Source organism: Paenibacillus guangzhouensis (assembly GCF_009363075.1).
Lineage (GTDB): Bacteria > Bacillota > Bacilli > Paenibacillales > Paenibacillaceae > Paenibacillus_K > Paenibacillus_K guangzhouensis.
Genome location: NZ_CP045293.1, coordinates 5,805,536 through 5,826,501 on the forward strand (window position 1 = coordinate 5,805,536; position 20,966 = coordinate 5,826,501).

General features: G+C 51.2%; 17 protein-coding genes. 15 read left to right on the forward strand and 2 right to left on the reverse strand.

The features are described 5' to 3' along the window. Positions 1 to 1,248 carry a Bcr/CflA family multidrug efflux MFS transporter gene (locus GCU39_RS26220; protein ID WP_152396165.1) on the forward strand — a complete coding sequence of 416 codons (1,248 nt, stop codon included), beginning with the start codon at positions 1 to 3 and terminating at the stop codon, positions 1,246 to 1,248. A 75-nt stretch (positions 1,249 to 1,323) separates the two neighbouring features. Here the strand turns inward: GCU39_RS26220 and GCU39_RS26225 are convergent, their stop codons facing one another. Beyond that, positions 1,324 to 1,521 (reverse strand): alpha/beta-type small acid-soluble spore protein, encoded by a 198-nt coding sequence (locus tag GCU39_RS26225; protein WP_152396166.1) that lies wholly within the window; start codon positions 1,519 to 1,521, stop codon positions 1,324 to 1,326. A 171-nt stretch (positions 1,522 to 1,692) separates the two neighbouring features. On the opposite strand from GCU39_RS26225, the gene GCU39_RS26230 reads away from it, so the two are divergent. The 4 genes from GCU39_RS26230 to GCU39_RS26245 all read left to right on the forward strand — a co-directional run bounded on the left by GCU39_RS26230 (position 1,693) and on the right by GCU39_RS26245 (position 5,926). Then, complete coding sequence (locus tag GCU39_RS26230) at positions 1,693 to 3,255, forward strand: MDR family MFS transporter (protein WP_227793342.1); 1,563 nt, start codon at positions 1,693 to 1,695, stop codon at positions 3,253 to 3,255. Positions 3,256 to 3,377: 122 nt separating this feature from the next. Further along, the gene (locus tag GCU39_RS26235) at positions 3,378 to 4,211 is read left to right on the forward strand and encodes a CPBP family intramembrane glutamic endopeptidase (RefSeq protein ID WP_193726633.1); all 834 of its coding nucleotides are present in this window, start codon (positions 3,378 to 3,380) and stop codon (positions 4,209 to 4,211) included. Between the two features lie 170 nt (positions 4,212 to 4,381). Beyond that, complete coding sequence (locus GCU39_RS26240; protein ID WP_152396168.1) at positions 4,382 to 5,359, forward strand: formylglycine-generating enzyme family protein; 978 nt, start codon at positions 4,382 to 4,384, stop codon at positions 5,357 to 5,359. A gap of 12 nt (positions 5,360 to 5,371) precedes the next feature. Next, a complete protein-coding gene (locus tag GCU39_RS26245; protein ID WP_152396169.1) occupies positions 5,372 to 5,926 on the forward strand; it encodes a P-loop NTPase family protein in 555 nt (184 codons plus the stop codon). Between the two features lie 17 nt (positions 5,927 to 5,943). Here GCU39_RS26245 and GCU39_RS26250 read toward each other — a convergent pair whose 3' ends face one another. Next, complete coding sequence (locus GCU39_RS26250) at positions 5,944 to 6,459, reverse strand: hypothetical protein (protein ID WP_152397438.1); 516 nt, start codon at positions 6,457 to 6,459, stop codon at positions 5,944 to 5,946. Between the two features lie 250 nt (positions 6,460 to 6,709). Between GCU39_RS26250 and GCU39_RS32105 the strand changes: the two genes are divergently transcribed. The 10 genes from GCU39_RS32105 to cydC all read left to right on the forward strand — a co-directional run bounded on the left by GCU39_RS32105 (position 6,710) and on the right by cydC (position 20,942). Beyond that, the gene (locus GCU39_RS32105; RefSeq protein WP_018754539.1) at positions 6,710 to 6,814 is read left to right on the forward strand and encodes a DUF6254 family protein; all 105 of its coding nucleotides are present in this window, start codon (positions 6,710 to 6,712) and stop codon (positions 6,812 to 6,814) included. Positions 6,815 to 6,930: 116 nt separating this feature from the next. Continuing rightward, positions 6,931 to 8,058 (forward strand): amidase domain-containing protein, encoded by a 1,128-nt coding sequence (locus GCU39_RS26255; protein ID WP_227793343.1) that lies wholly within the window; start codon positions 6,931 to 6,933, stop codon positions 8,056 to 8,058. 98 nt (positions 8,059 to 8,156) lie between these two features. Then, positions 8,157 to 9,674 carry an oligosaccharide flippase family protein gene (locus tag GCU39_RS26260; protein WP_152396170.1) on the forward strand — a complete coding sequence of 506 codons (1,518 nt, stop codon included), beginning with the start codon at positions 8,157 to 8,159 and terminating at the stop codon, positions 9,672 to 9,674. Between the two features lie 209 nt (positions 9,675 to 9,883). Then, positions 9,884 to 11,626, forward strand: a complete 1,743-nt coding sequence (locus GCU39_RS26265; RefSeq protein ID WP_152396171.1) for an ABC transporter ATP-binding protein — start codon at positions 9,884 to 9,886, stop codon at positions 11,624 to 11,626. Beyond that, positions 11,613 to 13,487, forward strand: coding sequence for an ABC transporter ATP-binding protein (locus GCU39_RS26270; RefSeq protein ID WP_152396172.1), 1,875 nt, complete (start codon positions 11,613 to 11,615; stop codon positions 13,485 to 13,487). Before GCU39_RS26265 ends, GCU39_RS26270 begins: the two co-directional genes overlap by 14 nt. Before the next feature lie 133 nt (positions 13,488 to 13,620). Continuing rightward, entirely contained in the window at positions 13,621 to 14,646 is a 1,026-nt protein-coding gene (locus GCU39_RS26275) for an FUSC family protein (RefSeq protein WP_152396173.1), read from the forward strand. A gap of 357 nt (positions 14,647 to 15,003) precedes the next feature. Further along, positions 15,004 to 16,422: a cytochrome ubiquinol oxidase subunit I gene (locus GCU39_RS26280; RefSeq protein WP_152396174.1), complete on the forward strand. Its 1,419-nt coding sequence runs from the start codon at positions 15,004 to 15,006 to the stop codon at positions 16,420 to 16,422. After that, positions 16,409 to 17,425, forward strand: coding sequence for a cytochrome d ubiquinol oxidase subunit II (gene cydB, locus GCU39_RS26285; protein WP_152396175.1), 1,017 nt, complete (start codon positions 16,409 to 16,411; stop codon positions 17,423 to 17,425). Before GCU39_RS26280 ends, cydB begins: the two co-directional genes overlap by 14 nt. Next, positions 17,425 to 19,152 (forward strand): thiol reductant ABC exporter subunit CydD, encoded by a 1,728-nt coding sequence (cydD, locus tag GCU39_RS26290; protein ID WP_152396176.1) that lies wholly within the window; start codon positions 17,425 to 17,427, stop codon positions 19,150 to 19,152. Before cydB ends, cydD begins: the two co-directional genes overlap by 1 nt. Further along, entirely contained in the window at positions 19,149 to 20,942 is a 1,794-nt protein-coding gene (cydC, locus tag GCU39_RS26295) for a thiol reductant ABC exporter subunit CydC (protein ID WP_152396177.1), read from the forward strand. Before cydD ends, cydC begins: the two co-directional genes overlap by 4 nt. Positions 20,943 to 20,966: the final 24 nt, after the last annotated feature.

Below are 20,966 nucleotides of genomic sequence, written 5' to 3' on the forward strand. Positions count from 1 at the left end.
ATGAATAATACGGCACATGAGACGATGATTGCTAACGCACCTCGTCGTCTCGCAAGACTATGGATCATTCTGCTGCTTGGAGGACTATCCGCCTTCGCGCCGCTTACGATTGATATGTATTTGCCTGCGCTGCCGGAGCTTGCGCAGGATTATGGTACGAACGCGTCACTCGCGCAAATGAGCTTAACGGCTTGCATGTTCGGTATTTCCTTCGGCCAGTTGATTATTGGCCCTTTAAGCGACCTATGGGGGCGCCGGAATCCTTTGCTGGTGGGGCTCATCATTTATGCTGCGGCATCGATCATCTGCGTACTCGCGCCATCCATTGAATCGTTCATCGTGCTTCGGTTCGTTCAAGGGGTGGGCGGAGCGGCGGGAATTGTTATCTCGCGTGCAGTGGTTCGAGACATGTACTCAGGCTCTGAGATGACAAGGTTCTCTGCCATGCTGTCGCTCGTGAATGGGGTAGCGCCGATCATTGCGCCGATCTCGGGCGGACAATTGCTGCAGTTCACCTCATGGCGCGGTGTGTTTATCGTGCTATGCGCAATCGGCGTGCTGATGTTCCTCGGCGTGATCTTCGGACTGAGGGAGACATTGCCGCCGAACCGTCGGATGAAAGGCGGTATCACGGGCACATTTCGTTCGTTCGGTTCCTTGTTCCGAGACCGTGTATTCATGGGTTATGCCTTAGCACAGGGGCTCGTGTTGGGTGCGATGTTCGCGTATATCTCGGGTTCGCCATTTGTCTTGCAAGAAATTTATGGCGTGTCGCCGCAAATGTTCAGCTTGATCTTCGCGATCAACGGCATAGGCATCATCCTGGCGAGCCAAGTCACTGGACGACTCGCAGGACGGGTGAGTGAGACGAAGCTGCTGCACTATGGCTTAGGACAAGCGAGCATTGCAGGCATCCTGCTGCTCGTTATGATTCTGCTTGATCTTGGATTGATGGGTCTCCTCATTCCGCTATTCTTCGTCGTATCTAGTGTTGGGATCGTCTCGACGGCGACCTTCACCCTTGCGATGCAGAATCAAGGCAAGGCTGCCGGCAGCGCGTCGGCTTTGATCGGACTGATGTCGACTGTATTCGGCGGCATCATGGCGCCGCTCGTCGGCATTGCAGGAAGCCATACGGCGGTGCCGATGGGCCTGATTATCGCGATCCTCGGCTTGCTTGCTGTGTTATGTTATGTCGTGATGGTGCGCGGCGCGAAGCAGGCGGCAGCGACGACGAAATCGTCCTAACTTCAAGAAGACCTCCCTTTCGAATGAGCGTTGGCGTTCATCTCTGCGGAGGTCTTCTTTGTGGTGTATTCCACCCTATCGATGTGACAGCTGCAATCCCATCTGAACCAGCCGCTTCGTCATCCCCCCGCCGATCGTGCCGATATCCTTCGTCGACATCTTGCCGTAATAACCGTCTGCAGGCAGCGAAATGCCGAGTTCCTGCGCGATCTCCATTTTCATTTGGGCTAGCGCGAGCTGTGCTTCGGGTACCAATTTTCTGTTTCTCGCCATTGATGCATACACGCCTTTCTATTCAAATTTAGGATTATTTTGTCAAGAATGGATACGTTCTATACGATGTTCTGAAAAATGAATGCAATGAAAAATCCATTTGCAGGAGGAGTGGAATTTCCGTCTCGAGACCGAGGTGGAAACATGTGGGTAAAGTACAATAGAGAAGCAGTGCCAGCATGGAAAAATGTTCGGCAGATCGGCATTGTAAGTATAGGGGATAGAGGTGGAACGGTGAAAGAGAATAACAAGACATTGATCATGATCGGGTTGCTTATCGGCATTATCTTCTCAGCACTCGATGAGACGGTCGTGACAACGGCGATGCCTACGATCATTCGTGATCTGCATGGGCTACAGCTGTATGGGTGGGTTGCTGGAGTATATATGCTGACGATGACCGCATTCATGCCGATTCTTGGCAAGCTGGCGGATTTGTTCGGACGCAAACGCATTTATATGATCTGTATGGGGCTGTTCATCGGTGGATCGATTATTAGCGGTCTCGCGACGTCGATGGAAGTGCTGTTAATTGGTCGGGGAATTCAAGGGATTGGCGCAGGCGGGATGATGCCGCTCGCGATGATCATTCTAGGTGACACCTACCCACTCGAACAGCGGGCTAAAATTCAGAGTATGATCGGACCCATTATGTTCCTGCCACAGTTATTAGGACCTATGGTAGGCGGGGTGATCGTGGATCAATTAAGCTGGCATTTCGTCTTCTTGATTAATATCCCGATTGGGATTGTATCGGCGATCTTTATGGCCAAAGGGCTACGCGAGAACCGGAGAGAAGGCAAACCGAAGATCGACTGGGCGGGTGCTGCTGTTCTCCTCGCAGCGCTGGTGTCGCTGCTTCTGACACCGGTTCTGAAGGATACACAAGGATATGAATGGAGTTCGCCGGTCATTGTCAGCTTGCTCGTCCTTGGCTGCGTATTGATTGGGCTTCTGGTCTGGATTGAATCAAGAGTGGAGGAGCCGATCATTCCACTGCATTTATTCAAGAATCGGAACGTTGTCGTGTTGTCTGCACTTGTATTTATCGTCGGACTCGGATTAATCGGCTGCTTCGCTTCTTTCCCGTTCTATGCGCAGAATATTATGGGATTGTCGCCGACCGGAGCGGGGTACTTAACGATGGCATTCATGCTCGGCGCTGTGCCAATGAGTATGTTAAATGGCTTTACGCTCACGAAATTGCGTTATCGGAACGTGTTCGTCGTGTCCTTTATTCTTCCGATTATCGCTTTCTTCTTCCTATCGCAGATCAGCGTGGATACGTCAATCTCAGCAATCGTCGTCTACTTCATCATTATGGGGGCTGGACTTGGTGTACTGTTCGCGGGCGATAATCTGATTGTGCAGGAGTCCGTGAATAAGAACGAGAGTGGGATTGCGCTCTCGACCGTGCAGTTGTTCCAAGCGTTAGGCACGACCGTCGGCATGAGCTTGTTCGGCAGCCTGCTCGCTTCTCATATTACAAACGGCGTGAGCACATTGAAGCTTCCGGCAGGCACGGCGGAGAAAATTGCGACGGGAGGCATCCCGAAGGACTTGGCACCGGATATCGCGGCTCAGGCGAAGACGGTTTTCGCAGAGGCATTCCAGAATTTATATGTGATTGCGCTCGTGATGTCGGTCCTGGCATTCGTGATTTGTTTCTTCCTGAAGAACGAGATTCTATCGAAGAAAGTCGCGGAGGAGAAGTTGGTTACACAGGATATGTAGCTGCTAGTGTAGAGACGTTCCTTTTGAGGAGCGTCTTTTTTGTGAAAAAATAAATGAAATTGTTCATAAATCCACTATAATTGGAAATATATTCATTTCAAATATAATGGGGGATGGTTCGTTTGCGTAGATTTCTGATTCTTGGCAAGGTACTCCTTGCGCTCGTACTCTTTATGGGTCTTGGCGGGGTAGCGAGCAGTCTAGTCTTGGGGACGGACGCGAGCGGCTCTGAGTGGAAGTTAGTCATTATTTCGGCGCTGAGCATGATGATTCCCGCAATGCTGTTGTTTATGGCGTTCGAGAGAGGGAAAGGATGGTCGATTGGATTGCGGCAATCGAGTGCGGTCGCATGTGCGCTACAAGGCATTGGACTTGGCATATTGCTCATCAGTATTGTGGCGATCGCGATTTGGATCTGTGGCGGCGTGGAATTTCAATCGGTACATACAGATGCGGATACATGGACTTCTGTTCTTGCAGGGGTAGGGTTGTTCACCTTGGTCGCGATCAGTGAAGAAGTGTTCAATCGAGGGTACTTGCAAGGTCTGCTACAACGGCAATATGGTGTAGCTGCGGGAGTTGTCATTTCTTCGATCATCTTTGCGCTTCTGCACGGGGCGAATCCGGGGATCTGGAGTACGCCGTTTACAATGATCAATATATTTCTGATTGGTATTTTCTTTGCGTTAACGCGGGTTATGACAGGCGGATTATGGCTCCCGATCGGATTCCATCTCGCATGGAACTTCTTTCAGGGGAACGTGTATGGCTTTGCGGTATCCGGTACAGAGACGAAGCCCATTCTGTCCATCCTCGTAAATGGCGATTCCCTTATATCTGGCGGTTCATTTGGCGTCGAGGGAAGTATTCTAACGACCATCCTCATGGTCCTTGTCTGCGGAATTTGCATGAAGTTATATGCGCAGCGCGAGCAGAACATTCACGTTGCATCCTAAGGGAAGTCCTTGGATCACATAGCCTAGGTTTCTGATTGAACGAATAGCTGGCAGGGGCTGCATATTGCAGCTCCTTATTTGCGCTTGAACGGGTTGCCGGTGTGTGCGGAACATGGGACAATGGAGAAAAGAGACATTGGAAGGCGCACATAAGGGAGGTAATGATTACAATGACGGGAATAAAGGGCGCGTGCTGCTCTGTTCGAAGAGAGGCTGCAGGCGCGGAACATCATGAAAACGCTATATTCCAAACGATACCAGAGGGTACAAGGGAACGGAAGGACTGTGTGGATCGATCCGGGATGATTCTGCTGCAAGGCGGAGAGTTTCTTATGGGTACGAATGATGCAGAGGGATTCCTAGCAGACGGCGAAGGGCCCGTGCATACGGTGAAGCTGGACCCGTTCTATATCGATGCTTGTACGGTAACCAATGCCGAATTTCGGGATTTCGTGCAGGATACGGGGTACCGGACGGAAGCGGAACAGTATGGTTGGTCATTCGTATTCTATCAATTCGTATCGGAATCGGTGAAGCAAGAGGTTGAGAGTGCGGTGCAGTCTGTGCCGTGGTGGCTCAAAGTCGACGGTGCTTATTGGGCGAAGCCGGAAGGCCGGGATTCCTCGATAGAAGATCGATGGGATCATCCGGTTGTCCATGTATCGTGGAGCGATGCACAGGCCTATTGTTCATGGGCAGGCAAGCGTCTCCCAACGGAAGCCGAATGGGAGTATGCCGCTCGAGGAGGGCTTGTCCAGCGACGATACCCTTGGGGCGATACGCTGCTCGTGGATGGTGAGCATCAGTGCAACATCTGGCAGGGACCTTTCCCAAAGATCAACCGGGCTTCCGACGGATATGCGGGGACAGCACCTGTGCGTGCATTCAAGCCGAATGGATATGGGCTCTACAATACTTCAGGCAATGTGTGGGAGTGGTGTGCCGATTGGTTCCGGGCAGATACTTATCAGCATAGTGAGACGATGAATCCGAAGGGGCCAGCGCACGGAGAAGCCCGCGTTATTCGCGGCGGCTCACATATGTGCCACAAATCGTATTGCAACCGCTACCGTGTGGCTGCGCGCTCGTCGAATACACCGGACAGCTCGACGGGGCATATGGGCTTCCGTTGTGCCGCGGATGTCTAAGAGAACATGTCAATGAAGATTGTGATTATTGGCTCCAGCGGCTCAGGAAAATCAACCTTCGCACGCGAGCTTGGCCAAATAATGAATCTGCCGGTTCATTATTTGGATTTGTATTATTGGCAGGCAGGCTGGGTGCCGACGCCAACCGAAGAGTTCACTGCGCTCAATCGAAGATTGGTTGCGGAGGAAGCGTGGGTCATAGACGGGTTGTACGGGAAGACATTAGACATCCGATTGCAAGCAGCGGATGTTGTTTTTTTCTTCGATCTATCTCCATGGATCACCACGTATCGGGTCATCAAACGAAGAATTCAATATCATGGGAAGACCCGGGTAGACATGAATGAAGGATGCCCCGAGTCGATCGATTGGCCCTTTATCCGAATGGGGTGGAATTTCCGCAGAGATAAACGACCCGGGATCCTTGCCAAACTTGAGGCGCATGCCGAGCACACCAAGATCATTGTGGTGAAGAGCCCAAGGGAAGCGAAGCGAATGTTGCATGAAGTGAAGTCCTCGGGCAGAGATTATTTTGAACGTGAGGAGTCATTTCGTTCATCGTTCTAACGGTTGAGGATGCACGCTCACAGCTTCTTAAGCCCCGCTAGCGTCTGCAGCATGTGATCCAGTAGGTTCGGAATATCCTCCATGTGATCTTCGTTCACGCGGCGGTTGAAACGGACTTCCGCGACGTTGCGGTACACGGGTTTCGCCTCCCCATAAGCGAAGCTTAGCGTCTGTACCGGCGGCAGCTCCGGCTCCCAGACCGAGCGGAGGATCTCGTCAATGTGGCTGCACAGGGTTCCCGGCTCCTCAACATTCATATAGAATCGTATGCGCAGTGTACATGCCGGCGTCTCGCCAGCTATCTCAAGAATTTCTCCGGCAAGATCCTTTAGCGCTGTGTCCAGTCGAATCTCGGCGGTGATATCGAGGCGGTCGACGAGCGCGAATTGCAATGCGAATGTTCTTGCCATGACAGACAGCTCCAGACGATCGATTCGGTTCGTGACGCGGATGATTTCGTCCAGATTATCTAGATCGTAGACTTGGTTTTCGATCGCAACTTTTAAATTATCGAATACAGTAGGGTCGAACAGCACAGGGATGGACCTCATTTCATCTTGTTTTTTGCATTTTCTACGCAACGGTCATGGTTCATGATTAGCATACCAAATTTGTTGCCACGCATGACATATTGATTCTCATTTTTGCGCATATTAGTGACGTGCTCCGATAACTTCATCACGCAATCACTTGGACACACTTGTTGTGAATCGGTTTTTGCCGCTGGAGACATTCTTGAAGATGATTAAGCAAGTTTCACATTTCGAAGGAGGAATTGTAATCATGACAACTTCCAAACATCGTCGTGAAAATGCCGACAAAATCCGTAAGCAAACTCCGCATGCGCACGGAAAGATCAAGTCTTTTAAGGAATTATCGGAGTTCTAAATGAACAAGGGCGCCCATAACGGGTGCCCTTGTTGTACAATGGGCCGTCGCAGGTGTTGCACAGCAGCGCAGTTCGATACGACGAGTAATTTTTGAGCGAATAGGGGAGCAAGTACGTGTTAAAGTATAGATTCCAAAAAGGGTTGATCGTTGTCCTTCTTGTTTGTATTTCTTTTGCCATAGAACGTGGCAAGGTGGCAGCAAATTCCGGCGAAGAACATAACGTGGCTTCTTTTCTAAATGAACTGTACGCTCTTCGAGCCAATTTACTTATACATCAGGATCAGGTTCAAATCAAACAACACTATGTATCTGGACATAAAACCAGCGATTATGCATTGCGTCAAGAATTCAAGCGAGCGGAATACCTCCAAGCTTGGGCAGAGAAAAGAGGCATACGATTCATTGATGCTAAGTCGAATATCCGCATCGTCCGGGTTAAATTCGAGGGAGATCTGGCCAGAATATCACTCGTTCAATCCTTGAAGCTTAGTTATGCGTATGCGCAATCTAATGCTCCTGCACAATCTTTTGGCATAGGGACAAGGCATGCGTTGACCTTAAAGAAAGGGAGTCATGGATGGTTATTGTATAAGGAGTGGTACTTGGACCCACTTGAAGAAAATCCTAACCTGATCTCCGTCACCTCAGATGGTGCCAAGCTTCCGTTTGTTCCTAATCATCATCCGGACATGCCGTCAGGCAACAAATACAATCGCAAACGCGCCATTGCTTATGCCAACAAATACGCAGGAATCGCATGGGGAGCAGGCAATCGTCATCGTTATAACAGAAGCTATAAGGATTATACCGGGAATGGCGGAGACTGTACGAATTTTGCTTCGCAGGTGATCGGCGATCCGAAGGAAGGCGGCGGGCTCCCCATGACGAGAGAATGGCGATATCATTTTGGCAAAGAAGGGAGTGAATCTTGGATTCGAACGGATTCATTCCATCAGTTTCTGATTCGATCTGGGTATGGGAAAATGATTGCCAGAGGCGCATTTCGTGACATCGTGAGACCAACGGCAAAATTCCCTCATGGAGCCGTATCGAAGCTGTTGCCTGGCGATTTAATCGCATTCGTCATGCATGGGGATGTGGATCATTTCTCTGTTGTGGTTGGATTCGATCATCAAGGTTATCCGCTTGTCAATTCGCATACAGCTGATCGTTATCGCGCGCCTTTTGATCTAGGCTGGGATAAATATACCGAATACCTTCTGATACACATTCAGGATTAAGTCACTCTCTCGCGGACTAGGGGCTCGACGGGACATACCTCTAACTTCATCATCATAAGATAATGAGGACGAGTAGGAAATAGAGGTGAACGGAGACCATGCCGCTGCTGTTGAAACAACTGGCAATACGGACCGGTTCTATATTTATTGTAAAAATCATGGGGTTAATCGGGCGGGTATCTTTAATCAGGTTCGTTGGTGCTGAAGGCGTTGGGCTCTATCAAATTGCATATTCTTATTATGGCCTAGCATTGATGGTGATTGTTGGCGGTTTCCCAACGGTGCTGGCCATGCTTACCGCGAAGGATCCTGAACAGGGATGGTTCTGGTTCAGAAGAATTTCCTTATTATTAATAGGTCTGGGTGGGGTCGTTAGTTATGTTACGTTCTTGTTATCTCCCCAAATTGCCGAGCTTCTTGGCAATCCGAATCTCCATTTTGCAATACGCTGCATTGCACCTGCGCTTTTTGTTGTTCCTTTGCTAAGCTTACTCAGGGGATATTTGCAAGGGTTAGAGTGCTACAGCGTCATTGCATTCTCTGAGCTCATCGAACAAGCCGTCCGAATGGGTGCCTTGGTTGTTATTGTTATGTTATGGCTTCCTCAAGGAGTCCAAATTGCCGTTGGGGGCGGTATCTTAGGTACATTCTTAGCAGCCTTGGTTTCATTCTTACTATTAATATTTGCTATTAGGTTTATCCAGCTAGGCCGTCTAGACAAGGTACATCCACGTCAACGACATACCGATCAGAATCCGAAATCCATGTTCACTTGGATACTTCATACATCGCTTATCATTTCATTCACGAGGCTTCTGGTTCCACTGTCTGACTGTATTGATGCCATTATCATCCCGAATCGTCTGCAAGCAGCGGGTCTTACAGCATCGGAAGCAACATCGATCTTCGGAATCATTACGGGGATGGCCATGCTTGTAGTCTATATGCCAACGATCGTGACAGCGGCATTATCCCATACCCTTACGATGAAGATTGTCAGCGACTGGAAAGAAGGGCGGGAAGTGAAATTTTATGAACGAACACGTTGTGCGCTTGAGCTCGGATGGGTGTGGGGGTGTACAGCAGGTTTATTCATTTTCACTTATAGTAAGTACATTTCATGGTATATCTTCGGTACATATGAAGCGTCGGAGCCTATGCGATACCTGGCAGCCGTACCGCTCCTTGTCGGATTACGAGAATTAACGACGAGCATGTTATGGGCACAGGAACGCAAAAAGGTTCCTCTTCTTGGCCTCCTAGCAGGAATTTGCGTAGCGATCCCCATTCAGTATGTTCTGGTAGCCATACCGGGGTTCCGTTATGCTGGACCTGCCATAGGGATTCTGAGTTTGGAACTTGTTACCGTGAGTTGGAATATTGGGGCGCTGAAATTGAGCAGGGTGGGTATACGATTGAAGCCTTTGATCGTCGATTTGATCCTCTTGGTCATGCTCATGACAGCCGTATCTATAGGGATGAATGCAACAATGATGGATCATGCACCCCTTCCGCTTCAACTAACGCTAGGTATAACGCTGTATATCGGAGGAGCAGGACTCTACATTTTTTGGCGTTCTCGGCCGATGAATGACGTTCTTTTTCAATCGAAATGAAGCCTGCGATTCGGGAGTATAGGTGTTCAGTACCAAAGGCCTTGCTGCGGCGAGGTCTTATTTTACATGTCGTCTTCGGATGGAAATAGAAATGCGTTACAAGTGGCCGTATGAATGTTTTACTTTTGACACATATAGGAGTATCGTGGAAGGGAAGGGTTTATTTAGGCGATGCAAAGATTCGTAATCTAAATAGGAGAGGAGAACGTATGAAGTTTCTGAAGCCTTATGTTCGCAAGTATTGGAAGCTGTTCGGCCTGGCTGTGTTCTTCCTGATGATTGAGGCGATATGTGATTTACTCCAACCGACGATTATGGCGAGGATTATCGATGACGGGGTCGCGAACAAGGAGATGGACGTCGTGCTGCGCCTTGGCGGGCTCATGCTCATGATCACTTTGTTCGGCGCCTTGACTGCGTCGCTGCGCAGCGTCATATCCTCAAGGGTATCCCAGCGGTTCGGAGCGGAGCTGCGGGCCGATTTGTTCCGCAAAATTCAGCGGTTGTCCTTCGAGAACATGGACCAATTCGACCGTGCTTCGCTCGTGACGAGATTGACAAATGACGTGACGCAAGTACAGAACTTCATGAACGGACTGATGCGGATTTTCGTCAAAGCGCCGCTCGTATGCATTGGCAGTCTGATTATGGCAGTACGGCTCAATATGCAGCTGTCTGTGGTCTTAATTGTGGTAGTTCCGCTCGTGGCCTTATTTATTTTCCTTAATATGAAGATTGGATTTCCTTTCTTCGTAAAGGTGCAGCAAGCACTAGATAAAGTAAACGGTGTGATGCGTGAATACCTGTCCGGCGTGCGTGTTGTGAAAGCGTTTAATCGCTTCGATGTGGAAGTCGATAAGTTCGAGCAAGCCAATGAAGGGCTGCAGTCCCGTTCGACGACGGCGATGCGTGTCATGTCCGTGTTCAGTCCTCAGATCGTCCTTACGGTGAACCTCGGCATTATCGCGGTACTCTGGATTGGGGGGCTTCGAGTAGATCAGGGGCAGATGCAAGTCGGCCATATTATCGCCTTTATCAACTATATGACGCAGATTTTGTTCTCTCTTATGATGATCTCGATGATCTTCAATATGTTCGTTCGGGCAAAGGCTTCCGCAGAGCGGATCGGCGAGGTGTTCCAGTCGTGGAATGCGATGACGTGGGATAGTGACACAGAAAGTAAGCCAGACCAGCGCGGTCGAGTCGAGTTCGATAACGTGACGTTTGCGTATGCGGGGACATCGGGCGATCCAGTCTTGAAACAAATATCATTCCATTGTGCGCCGGGGCAGATGATCGGGATTATCGGTTCGACCGGATCGGGCAAGAGCAGCTTGGTGCATCTCATACCGAGATTCTATGATGCAACGTCGGGTAACGTCAGCGTGAACGGGGTGGACGTGCGCCAGATGGACCCGCATAAGCTGCGTGAGACGATCGCGATTGTGCCGCAGAAGACCGTATTGTTCTCAGGTTCCGTGCTCGAAAATATTCAATACGGCAAAGAAGACGCGACCCAGGAAGAAATCGAAGCGGCTGCACGGATTGCCGAGGCGCATGACTTTATTGCCGAGTCGCCTGAAGGGTACCACTCCCGGATCGGGCAGGGCGGCGTCAATTTCTCAGGAGGACAGAAGCAGCGACTGTCGATTGCTAGGGCGCTTGTTCGCAAGCCGGACATTCTCATCCTCGATGATTGTACGAGCGCTGTTGATGTCGCGACGGAGTCTCGTATCAAGGCCGGACTGAAACAATATGCAGCAGGTCTTACCTGCTTGCTGATTGCACAACGCATCACCTCGGTGATCGATGCGGATCAGATTATTGTACTGGAAGATGGCGTCATCGTCGGTCAGGGGACACATCAAGAACTTATGGCGGATTGTACCGTGTATCAAGAAATATTCCAATCCCAATTGGGAAAGGAGATGAATCATTATGCCGCAAAATAGTGGTTCAAACCGCGCTGCAGATACTTCAGCAGCGAGACCAGGCCCCGGTGGTCCAGGGGGCGGCTTCGGTCACCGCGGAGCGGGTAGGCCTGTCGTGAAGCCGAAGAATTTCATGGCGACTCTCACAAGATTATGGCAATATGTCGGGACCGAGCGGCGCTGGCTGATGACCATCTTCGTCTTCTTGATCGTCGATGCGCTGCTCATGCTGTTCGTTCCGTATCTGATCGGCAAATCGATCGATTCGATGACAGGTTCTGAAGGGCGAGTTGACTTCGACATGCTCGAAGTGATCATTATCGTGCTAGCCTCCGCATATCTCGTGGATGCTGTGCTGACGCTCCTCCAAGGCTGGTTCATGGCAGGGGTCTCCCAACGGATCGTGATGAAGCTGCGCAGCGCGTTGTTCGCGAAGCTGCAGAAGCTGCCTGTGGCGTATTTCGACCGGCAATCCCATGGGGAAGTCATGAGCCGGCTCTCGAACGATATCGACAACGTGAGCAATACGATCTCCCAATCGACGACCCAGCTCATGTCTGGGGCGATTACCATTGTCGGCTCACTCGTGATGATGATTGTGCTAAGTCCGATTCTGACCTTAGCGAGTCTGATCACGGTGCCGCTCGTCTACCTGTTAACCCGGACCATTGCGCGGCGGACGAGTGTATTGTTCAAGGAACAGCAGGTGCAGCTGGGCAAATTAAATGGACATATTGAAGAGACGATTTCTGGCATTGAGGTCGTGAAAGCATTCAACCACGAGGACCGTGCGATTGCGGATTTCGATGCGGTGAATGACCGGCTGTTCAAGGTGGGGCTTCGTGCCCAAATTTGGTCAGGCTTCCTCATGCCAATCATGAACGTGATCAATAACCTCGGATTTGCTGCGGTTGCGATGGTCGGTGGAGCGCTTGCGGTGAAGGGGATGATCACGGTCGGCGTCATTGCCGGCTTCATCAGCTATTCACGGCAATTTGTGCGTCCGCTGAACGATATGGCGAATATCTTCAACGTGCTTCAGTCTGGCGTCGCGGGCGCCGAACGGGTCTTCGAAGTACTGGATGAACAAGAAGAGCCGGAGGATGCGCCAGATGCCATTGAGCTGCAGAATCCGAGCGGGCATGTCGTGTTCGAGGACGTCCAATTCGGATATCGCCCAGATGTGCCGATCTTAAGTCATGTCAGCTTCGAGGCAGAGCCTGGAAGCAGCACCGCGCTCGTCGGGCCGACGGGTGCAGGCAAGACGACGATCGTGAACCTGATTACGCGATTCTATGACGTGACGGCCGGCCGGATCTTGATCGACGGCCGGGACATTCGCGACTATACGCGAGACAGCTTGCGCCGTGCCTTCGGATTCGTGCTGCAGGATACGTACTTATTCTCGGGTACGATTAAGGACAATATCAAGTACGGGAAGCCAGACGCGACGGATGCGGAGATCCGGGCTGCGGCTGCGATGGCGAATGCGGATGTATTCATTCAGCGGCTTCCAAAGAAGTATGACACCATCCTCTCGGAGAATGGCGGCAATCTCAGTCAAGGACAGCGGCAGCTGCTCGCGATTGCGCGCGTCATTCTGGCCAAGCCGTCCATTCTGATACTAGATGAAGCGACGAGCAGTATTGACACGCGTACCGAGCTGCATATTCAAGATGCGCTGCTGAATATCATGCAGGGGCGGACCAGCTTCATTATTGCGCATCGATTGAATACGATTCGGGATGCCGATACGATCATGGTCATTGACCACGGCTCGATTGCAGAGAAGGGCGGACATGATCAGCTGCTGCAAGAAGAGGGTGTCTATGCCAGAATGTTCAACAACCAGTTCCGCAACCTGGAAGAGAAGCTGTCGTAATCTTAGAGGCAGCAACGATATAACGACGAGGCGACACGGCCTCCTTTTCACATAACTTGCCAACGCGCTGATGCACCATGTAATATTAGGCTGTACGCTACGCAGTACGTTGACAGAGGGAAGGAGGTACGACATGGCACTAGGACCGCGTGTATTAAAGACAGGAATTGCTGTCGCAATGGCACTCTATATCAGCTTGCTCCTTGGATTTCAGACGCCTGTGATTGCAGCCGTTGCCGCGATCTTTGCTATGCAGCCTTCGATTTATCGATCTTGGCGGTATTTCCTGGATCAGCTTCAGACGAATACACTGGGTGCGGCGATTGCGCTAGTCGTCGGGATGGCCTTCGCGCATGATCCGCTGATCATCGGATTGACTTGTATTGTCGTGATTATGATCTGTCTTAAGATGAAGATGGAAGAGACCATCGGCCTGACCTTGGTGACGGTCATCGCGGTGATGGAAGCTTCCGGGCAATGGGATTTTGCGTTAAGTCGTTTCTTGCATACGCTCGTCGGGATTGGTTCTGCATTTGTGATTAACATCTTGTTCTTCCCGCCGAAGCCGAATGTGCAGTTCTTGAAGCAGATTGATGCCGTGTTCAACCGGATGTCGCTGCTCCTGCGGACCGCCATCTCTGATGAGATGAAGGAATCTTCATTCCGTGCAGAATACCAAGCGCTTGAGACAGAAATGTTATCACTGCATGATAAATTCAAATTGTTCGAAGAAGAGATTAAGAAGATCAAACGCGCTAAATATCGCAGATCGCGGCAGATTGTCGTCTATAAGCAAATGCTGAACACGCTCCAGAAAGGTCTTGAGGTGCTGGAGGCGATCGACAACCATTATTTCCAATCCACGCGGACGCCGGAAATTAATGAAGCCTTCGATCGGCATTTGGAGCTGCTCGAGAAAGGGCATGAGCTGGTTCTGTTGAAGCTCGACGATAAAATGAAGCCGGAGCTGGAGAGCATCGAACAGATGGAGATCGAGAACGAGAAGTTCCTCCAAGCCGTGATGCAAGAGATTCACTTCGATGATGGCTCCCGCCGATTATCGATCGTCGCCGCCGCCTGTTATGAATACGGGTATCAGATTGCTCGTCTGGATCGACTCGCAGGCCATGCGGATATCGAAGAGAAGTCATCGTCATAAGATCATGCATAGAAAAGACCCGGGTGTAGGTATGCGAAAAAGCGGACCTAGCGCTTGGGTCTTTTGTCTGTTATGATAGCGTAGGGTCAAGAAAATGCTGGAAAATCGCTGGTTTTACCCTATATATCTTTGGTCATCCCCGTGCTCAATGCAAGTGCATTTGACCTTCTTTTTCGTCTTTTTCAGTGCATTGTGTGACGAAATCAGGAATGTTCCCTTGCGAAACCGGATTCGCGGGAGATAATGTGATAAAAATCACATTAGAAATATCACAGTTCTGCCAGAATACAGGAAGGAAGTGAGGCAGGGGTATCTTGACCTCCAAATTTAGAGTTATTGAAAGGTGGATATGAACGGATGGATGCTGTATTTCTGGCAAGATTACAATTCGCATCGACGACAATCTTTCACTTTATCTTCGTACCGATATCCATTGGTCTTGCGTTAACGATTGCAATTATGCAGACCATGTACGTCGTTAAAGGCAAAGAAGAATACAGACGCATGGCGAAGTTCTGGGGTAAATTATTTCTGATTAACTTTGCAGTGGGGGTTGTTACGGGGATTCTGCAAGAGTTCCAGTTCGGGATGAACTGGTCGAACTACTCGAGGTTCGTCGGGGACGTCTTCGGGGCGCCGCTCGCGATCGAAGCTTTGCTCGCGTTTTTCTTAGAATCGACGTTTATCGGTTTATGGATTTTCGGATGGGATCGGTTATCGAAGAAAGTTCATCTGCTCTGCATTTGGCTCGTTAGCATCGGTACGATTATCTCAGCATTCTGGATTCTACTCGCGAACTCATTCATGCAGCGTCCGGTCGGATTCCAAATTCAGAACGGCCGTGCTGAGATGAATGATTTCTGGGCCCTGGTCACCAATGGCCAGCTGCTCGTGGAGTTTCCACATACGGTATTAGGTGCTTTTGCTACAGGTGCGTTCCTGATTACAGGGATAAGTGCTTACAAGCTGCTGAAGCGCCAAGATGTTCAATTCTTCAAGAAATCTTTCCATATTGCGATTATTATCGGTCTGATCTCTTCTGTCGGCGTAGCGCTGTGGGGGCATCAGCAAGCACAATATTTGATTCATACGCAGCCGATGAAGATGGCGGCAAGTGAAGCGCTGTGGGGCAAGAGTGGCGACCCTGCAGGTTGGACGGTCATCGCGTCCATCGATCCGAAGAAGCAGGAGAACGGGTTCGAGTTGCAAATTCCTTACCTGCTGAGCTTCTTGTCGTATAGTAAATTTTCTGGTGAAGTCAAAGGGATGTTAGAACTGCAAGCCGAGTATGAAGCGACATATGGCCCAGGTAACTATATCCCGCCAGTGCGCACAACCTTCTGGAGTTTCCGCATCATGGTTGGAGCGGGATCCCTGATGATTCTATTTGGTCTATATGGTACGTTCCTGGCATGGCGCAAGAAGCTGGAGCAGCCGAACAAATGGTTCATGCGTTTGATGGTCTTCGGTATTTCGTTACCGTTCATCGGGAATACGTTCGGATGGATCATGACGGAGATTGGGCGTCAGCCATGGACGGTCTTCGGCTTGATGCGTACGGAAGACAGTATCTCACCAAGTGTGAGTGCTGGTCAGGTTCTATTCTCGGTGATAGCTTTTTCAACTATTTATCTGATTCTGGCGATTATCCTTGTCTATCTATTCATCAAAGTGATTCGTAAAGGGCCGAATGCGCCGGATGATCACCATGATGAACATTCCCATGATCCATTCGATCAAGTTGTGAAGGAGGAGAAGCAGCATGCACTTACTTAATGATCTCTGGTTTGTTCTAGTGGCGGTGCTGTTCATTGGGTTCTTCTTCCTCGAAGGGTTTGACTTCGGTGTCGGGATGTCGACGAAATTGCTCGCGAGAACGGATGGAGAGCGACGTGTGTTGATTAATTCGATTGGGCCTTTCTGGGACGCGAATGAAGTTTGGTTGATTACAGCAGGGGGCGCGATGTTCGCAGCTTTCCCGAACTGGTATGCGACCTTGTTCAGTGGATATTACACACCGCTTGTGTTCCTATTGCTAGCTCTGATCGGACGCGGTGTCGCGTTCGAATTCCGTGGCAAAGTGAAGAACGAGACATGGAAAAAAACATGGGATTGGGTTATTTTCCTCGGCAGCTTATTGCCGCCGTTACTACTTGGTGTTGTCTTCGCAGGCTTGATCAAAGGGCTTCCGATTGACGCACAGATGGAAATGAAGGCCGGATTGTTCGACATGGTGAACGGCTATACGCTTGTTGGTGGTCTAACGGTCGTAATGTTGTGCCTCGTGCATGGTCTGATGTTTACAACATTGCGTACCGTGGGAGACTTGCAAGTAAGAGCGCGTAAGCTCGGACAGATGCTGCTCATTCCACTTGGGGTGTTACTGGCTGTCTTCGGGATCATGACGTATACAATGACGGATGTGTTCGAAGTTCGCGGCGGCATTCTTGCAGCGGTCGGCGTCGTTGGTCTCATTGCTTTCTTGTTGTCAGGTTACTTCATGAAAATAAAAAAAGATGGCTGGGCTTTCGGGATGACGGGTGCGGTGATCGTGTTGTCGGTCGCATCGGTATTTATCGGTTTGTTCCCGCGTGTTATGATTAGTTCGATTGATCAAGCGTTCAACTTAACAATCGATAATGCAGCATCGGGAGCGTACTCCCTTAAAGTCATGACGATTGTTGCATTAACAATGCTGCCATTCGTCTTGGGATATCAGATTTGGAGTTACTTCGTATTTCATAAACGGGTTCACGAGAAGGAGCACTTGGAGTACTAATGGGAAAAGACGTGATGGGACTGAAGGGGGCAAAGTCGGTGCTTGCACTGACGGCCATCCTCACCCTCGTTCAAAGTGTATCTATTATATTGCTGGCGACATGGTTGGCGGAGGTTATCTCCGCCTTGTTCGCTGGCCAACCGCTGCAGGAACAGTACGGCAAAATGGCCATGTTCCTGTTTGCTTTTATATTGCGGCAAGTGACGGGGCTTGCGATGCAAAAGCTGGCCTATCGATTCGCAGAGACGACGGGCAGGGACTTGCAGCAGCAGCTGCTGCAGAAGCTGTTCGAGCTGGGACCTCGGTTCGCGAAGAAAGAAGGAACCGGGAATCTGGTCACGCTCGTACTCGACGGCATCTCGCAATTCCGCACCTATCTGGAGCTGATCGTACCGCGGATGATGGGTGTGGCGATCACGCCTGCGCTCATTGTGGTATTCATCTTCGTGAAGGATCCTTCCGCAGCGCTTATTCTGATCGTGACGATGCCGATTCTGATTGCATTCATGATCTTGATCGGGTTGGCGACGAAGAAGCATACGGAGCGGCAGCTCGAGACGTATCGGAAGCTCTCGAATCATTTCGTCGATTCGTTACGCGGGCTCGAGACGCTGAAGTTCCTCGGCCGCAGTCGCTCCCATGGGGATACGATCGAGCAGGTGAGCGATCGCTACCGCAGCGCGACGATGAAGACGCTGCGGATGGCGTTCCTCTCTTCGTTCGCGCTGGATTTCTTTACGATGCTGTCTGTCGCTTCCGTGGCGGTAAGCCTTGGACTGCGTCTCATCAACGGTGAGATGGGGCTTGAAGTTGCCCTGCTCGTGCTGATCCTTGCGCCGGAATATTTCTTGCCCGTGCGGATGGTCGGGGCCGACTATCATGCGACGCTCAAAGGGAAGGAAGCCGGCAAAGCGATGCAGGCTATGATTGCGGAGGAAGGGCTGAAGGTCGGAGAATCAGTGCTTCCGTCTGGATTCACGTGGACGCAGAATAGCGTACTGTCGCTTGCGAACGTGCAAGTGCAGCATGAAGCAGAAGGTCCGAGCTCTTTAAAGGATGTCTCCTTGGAGATTTCAGGCATGAAGCGGATCGGGATTATCGGGGAGAGCGGTGCGGGCAAGTCGACGCTCATCGATGTACTTGGCGGCTTTTTGCAGCCGAACGCAGGCACCTTCCGCTTGGACGGCGTCATCATCCCAGGGCTGCATGATGCAGCGTGGCGCGGAGAGACGACGTACATTCCGCAGCACCCATATATTTTCGATATGTCGCTTGCGGACAACGTGCGGTTCTACCGTCCAGAAGCATCCGATGAAGCGGTGCTGGAGGCGATTGCGGCCGCAGGTCTGCAAGAGCTGGTCGCACAGCTTCCGCAGGGCATGCAAGAGCTGATTGGGAATGGCGGTCGGCAGCTGAGCGGCGGGCAGGAGCAGCGGGTGGCGTTGGCGCGCGCTATGCTCAGCGATCGTTCGGTCATCCTGCTCGATGAACCGACGGCACATCTGGATATTGAGACAGAGATGGAGATCAAGGAGACGATGCTGCCCTTATTCGCAGATAAGCTCGTGTTCCTTGCGACGCATCGATTGCATTGGATGCCGGACATGGATCTCATCTTGGTGATGGATAAAGGCCGACTGGCTGAGATCGGGACGCATGATGAGCTGCTTGTGCAGCGCGGCGTCTATTACGGACTGATGACGGCAGAAATGGAGGGGATATCGTGAGAGAAGAATCGTGGTTCCGTCCTTATGTTCGGCAGCACGGATGGCGGTTCGCCATTGTTATTGCGTTGTCCCTCCTGACGGTGCTCGCTGCAAGCTCCTTGATGTTCACATCAGGGTTCTTGATCTCGAAATCCGCACTGCGTCCAGAGAATATTCTGCTCGTCTATGTGCCAGTTGTGCTGGTGCGAACGTTCGGGATCAGTCGAGCGGTCATTCATTATGTGGAGCGTCTCGCTTCCCATGATGCGATTCTGCGCATTCTATCGAAGATGCGGGTGAGGTTGTATCGGATGCTCGAACCGCAAGCGTTATTCATTCGTTCACGCTATCGGACGGGTGATGTGCTCGGCGCGCTCGCGGATGATATTGAGTATTTGCAAAATGTTTATTTGCGTACCGTATTCCCGACGGTTGTCGCGCTGGTCATGTATGTGGCTGTCATCGCCGTGTTAGGCTGGTTCGACATCGGGTTTGCGTGTCTCATGGGATTATATTTGTTCGTGCTTGTCTTTGTTCTGCCTGGCGTATCATTAAGGATCACGTATGCGCGGCATGAGCAAATGAAGCAGCAACGCAGCCGATTATACCGTAAACTGACGGATGCCGTGCTCGGGATGGGTGACTGGATGATTAGCGGGCGTGCCGCTCAATTCGCGGCGGCCTATGAGGCCGATGAACAGCGGGTAGCGGCGATTGAACGTTCACTTAGCCGTTGGGCGCGTGGACGGATGTTCATCGCCCAATGTATCGTGGGACTTGCGGTGGTGTCGATGGCCTATTGGTCAGGGCAACAAGCTGCCTCGGGTTCATTCGCCGTGACGTTGATTGCGGCGTTCACGCTCGTCGTGTTCCCGCTGATGGATGCATTCCTGCCAGTCTCGGAGGCCATTGAGAAAATTCCGCAATACCGGGATTCGCTCAGCCGTCTGAACGAGATGCGTGGCGGAGCAGGGGAGTCCGTTGAAGGAGATCTCACGGCCGGCGTATCGTTCACCGTAGGGCAAAATGCGCATATTCAGCTTACGAATGTACGGTATCGTTATTCGTCTTCGGAAGTGAATGCAGGAACAAGCGCTAGTCTGAGTGGACTTTCGAAGCCTTCCGACTGGACGCTCGAGAACATTGACCTCGACTTGCCGCAAGGGAAGCGCGTTGCGATCATTGGCCGCAGCGGAGCGGGCAAATCGACGCTGCTGAAGCTCGTACAGGGGGCTTTGTCGCCGAATGAAGGAGAGGTGCTGGTCAACGGTATTCCTGCACACCGTTATGGCGAGCAGATCGCCTCGGTGGTTGCGGTGTTGAATCAGCGGCCGCATCTGTTCGATACGACGGTGGCGAACAACCTTCGTCTTGGCCGTGCGGACGCTTCGGATGAGGAGATCGCGCAGGCAGCCCGGCAGGTTAAGCTGGATCAACTCATAGCGTCGCTGCCTGAGGGGTATGCGACGCCGATGCTTGAGACCGGGCAGAGGTTCTCCGGCGGAGAGCGACAGCGAATCGCGTTAGCGCGCGTGCTGCTGCAGAACACGCCGGTCGTCATCCTTGACGAGCCAACGGTCGGCCTGGATCCCCGCACGGAGCGGGAACTGTTGCAGACGATGTTCCTTGCGCTGCATGGCAAATCGCTGCTCTGGATCACGCACCATTTGGTCGGTGTGGAGCAGATGGACGAAGTCATCTTCATCGAAGACGGGCGTGTCGCGATGCGTGGTACGCATGAGGAGCTCATGGCGCGGGAACCGCGGTATGCGAAGCTGTACCGACTGGATCGTCCGCAGATTAACATATAAAGCGAATAAGCGGTACCTGCGATG

Bases quoted from the DNA above. Each gene is read 5' to 3' on its own strand.
- GCU39_RS26225 (WP_152396166.1), bottom strand. From the start codon at position 1,521: ATGGCGAGAAACAGAAAATTGGTACCCGAAGCACAGCTCGCGCTAGCC.
- GCU39_RS26220 (WP_152396165.1), top strand. From the start codon at position 1: ATGAATAATACGGCACATGAGACGATGATTGCTAACGCACCTCGTCGT.
- GCU39_RS26275 (WP_152396173.1), top strand. From the start codon at position 13,621: ATGGCACTAGGACCGCGTGTATTAAAGACAGGAATTGCTGTCGCAATG.
- GCU39_RS26245 (WP_152396169.1), top strand. From the start codon at position 5,372: ATGAAGATTGTGATTATTGGCTCCAGCGGCTCAGGAAAATCAACCTTC.
- GCU39_RS26260 (WP_152396170.1), top strand. From the start codon at position 8,157: ATGCCGCTGCTGTTGAAACAACTGGCAATACGGACCGGTTCTATATTT.
- GCU39_RS26280 (WP_152396174.1), top strand. From the start codon at position 15,004: ATGGATGCTGTATTTCTGGCAAGATTACAATTCGCATCGACGACAATC.
- GCU39_RS26265 (WP_152396171.1), top strand. From the start codon at position 9,884: ATGAAGTTTCTGAAGCCTTATGTTCGCAAGTATTGGAAGCTGTTCGGC.
- cydD (WP_152396176.1), top strand. From the start codon at position 17,425: ATGGGAAAAGACGTGATGGGACTGAAGGGGGCAAAGTCGGTGCTTGCA.
- GCU39_RS26240 (WP_152396168.1), top strand. From the start codon at position 4,382: ATGACGGGAATAAAGGGCGCGTGCTGCTCTGTTCGAAGAGAGGCTGCA.
- cydB (WP_152396175.1), top strand. From the start codon at position 16,409: ATGCACTTACTTAATGATCTCTGGTTTGTTCTAGTGGCGGTGCTGTTC.
- GCU39_RS32105 (WP_018754539.1), top strand. From the start codon at position 6,710: ATGACAACTTCCAAACATCGTCGTGAAAATGCCGACAAAATCCGTAAG.
- GCU39_RS26270 (WP_152396172.1), top strand. From the start codon at position 11,613: ATGCCGCAAAATAGTGGTTCAAACCGCGCTGCAGATACTTCAGCAGCG.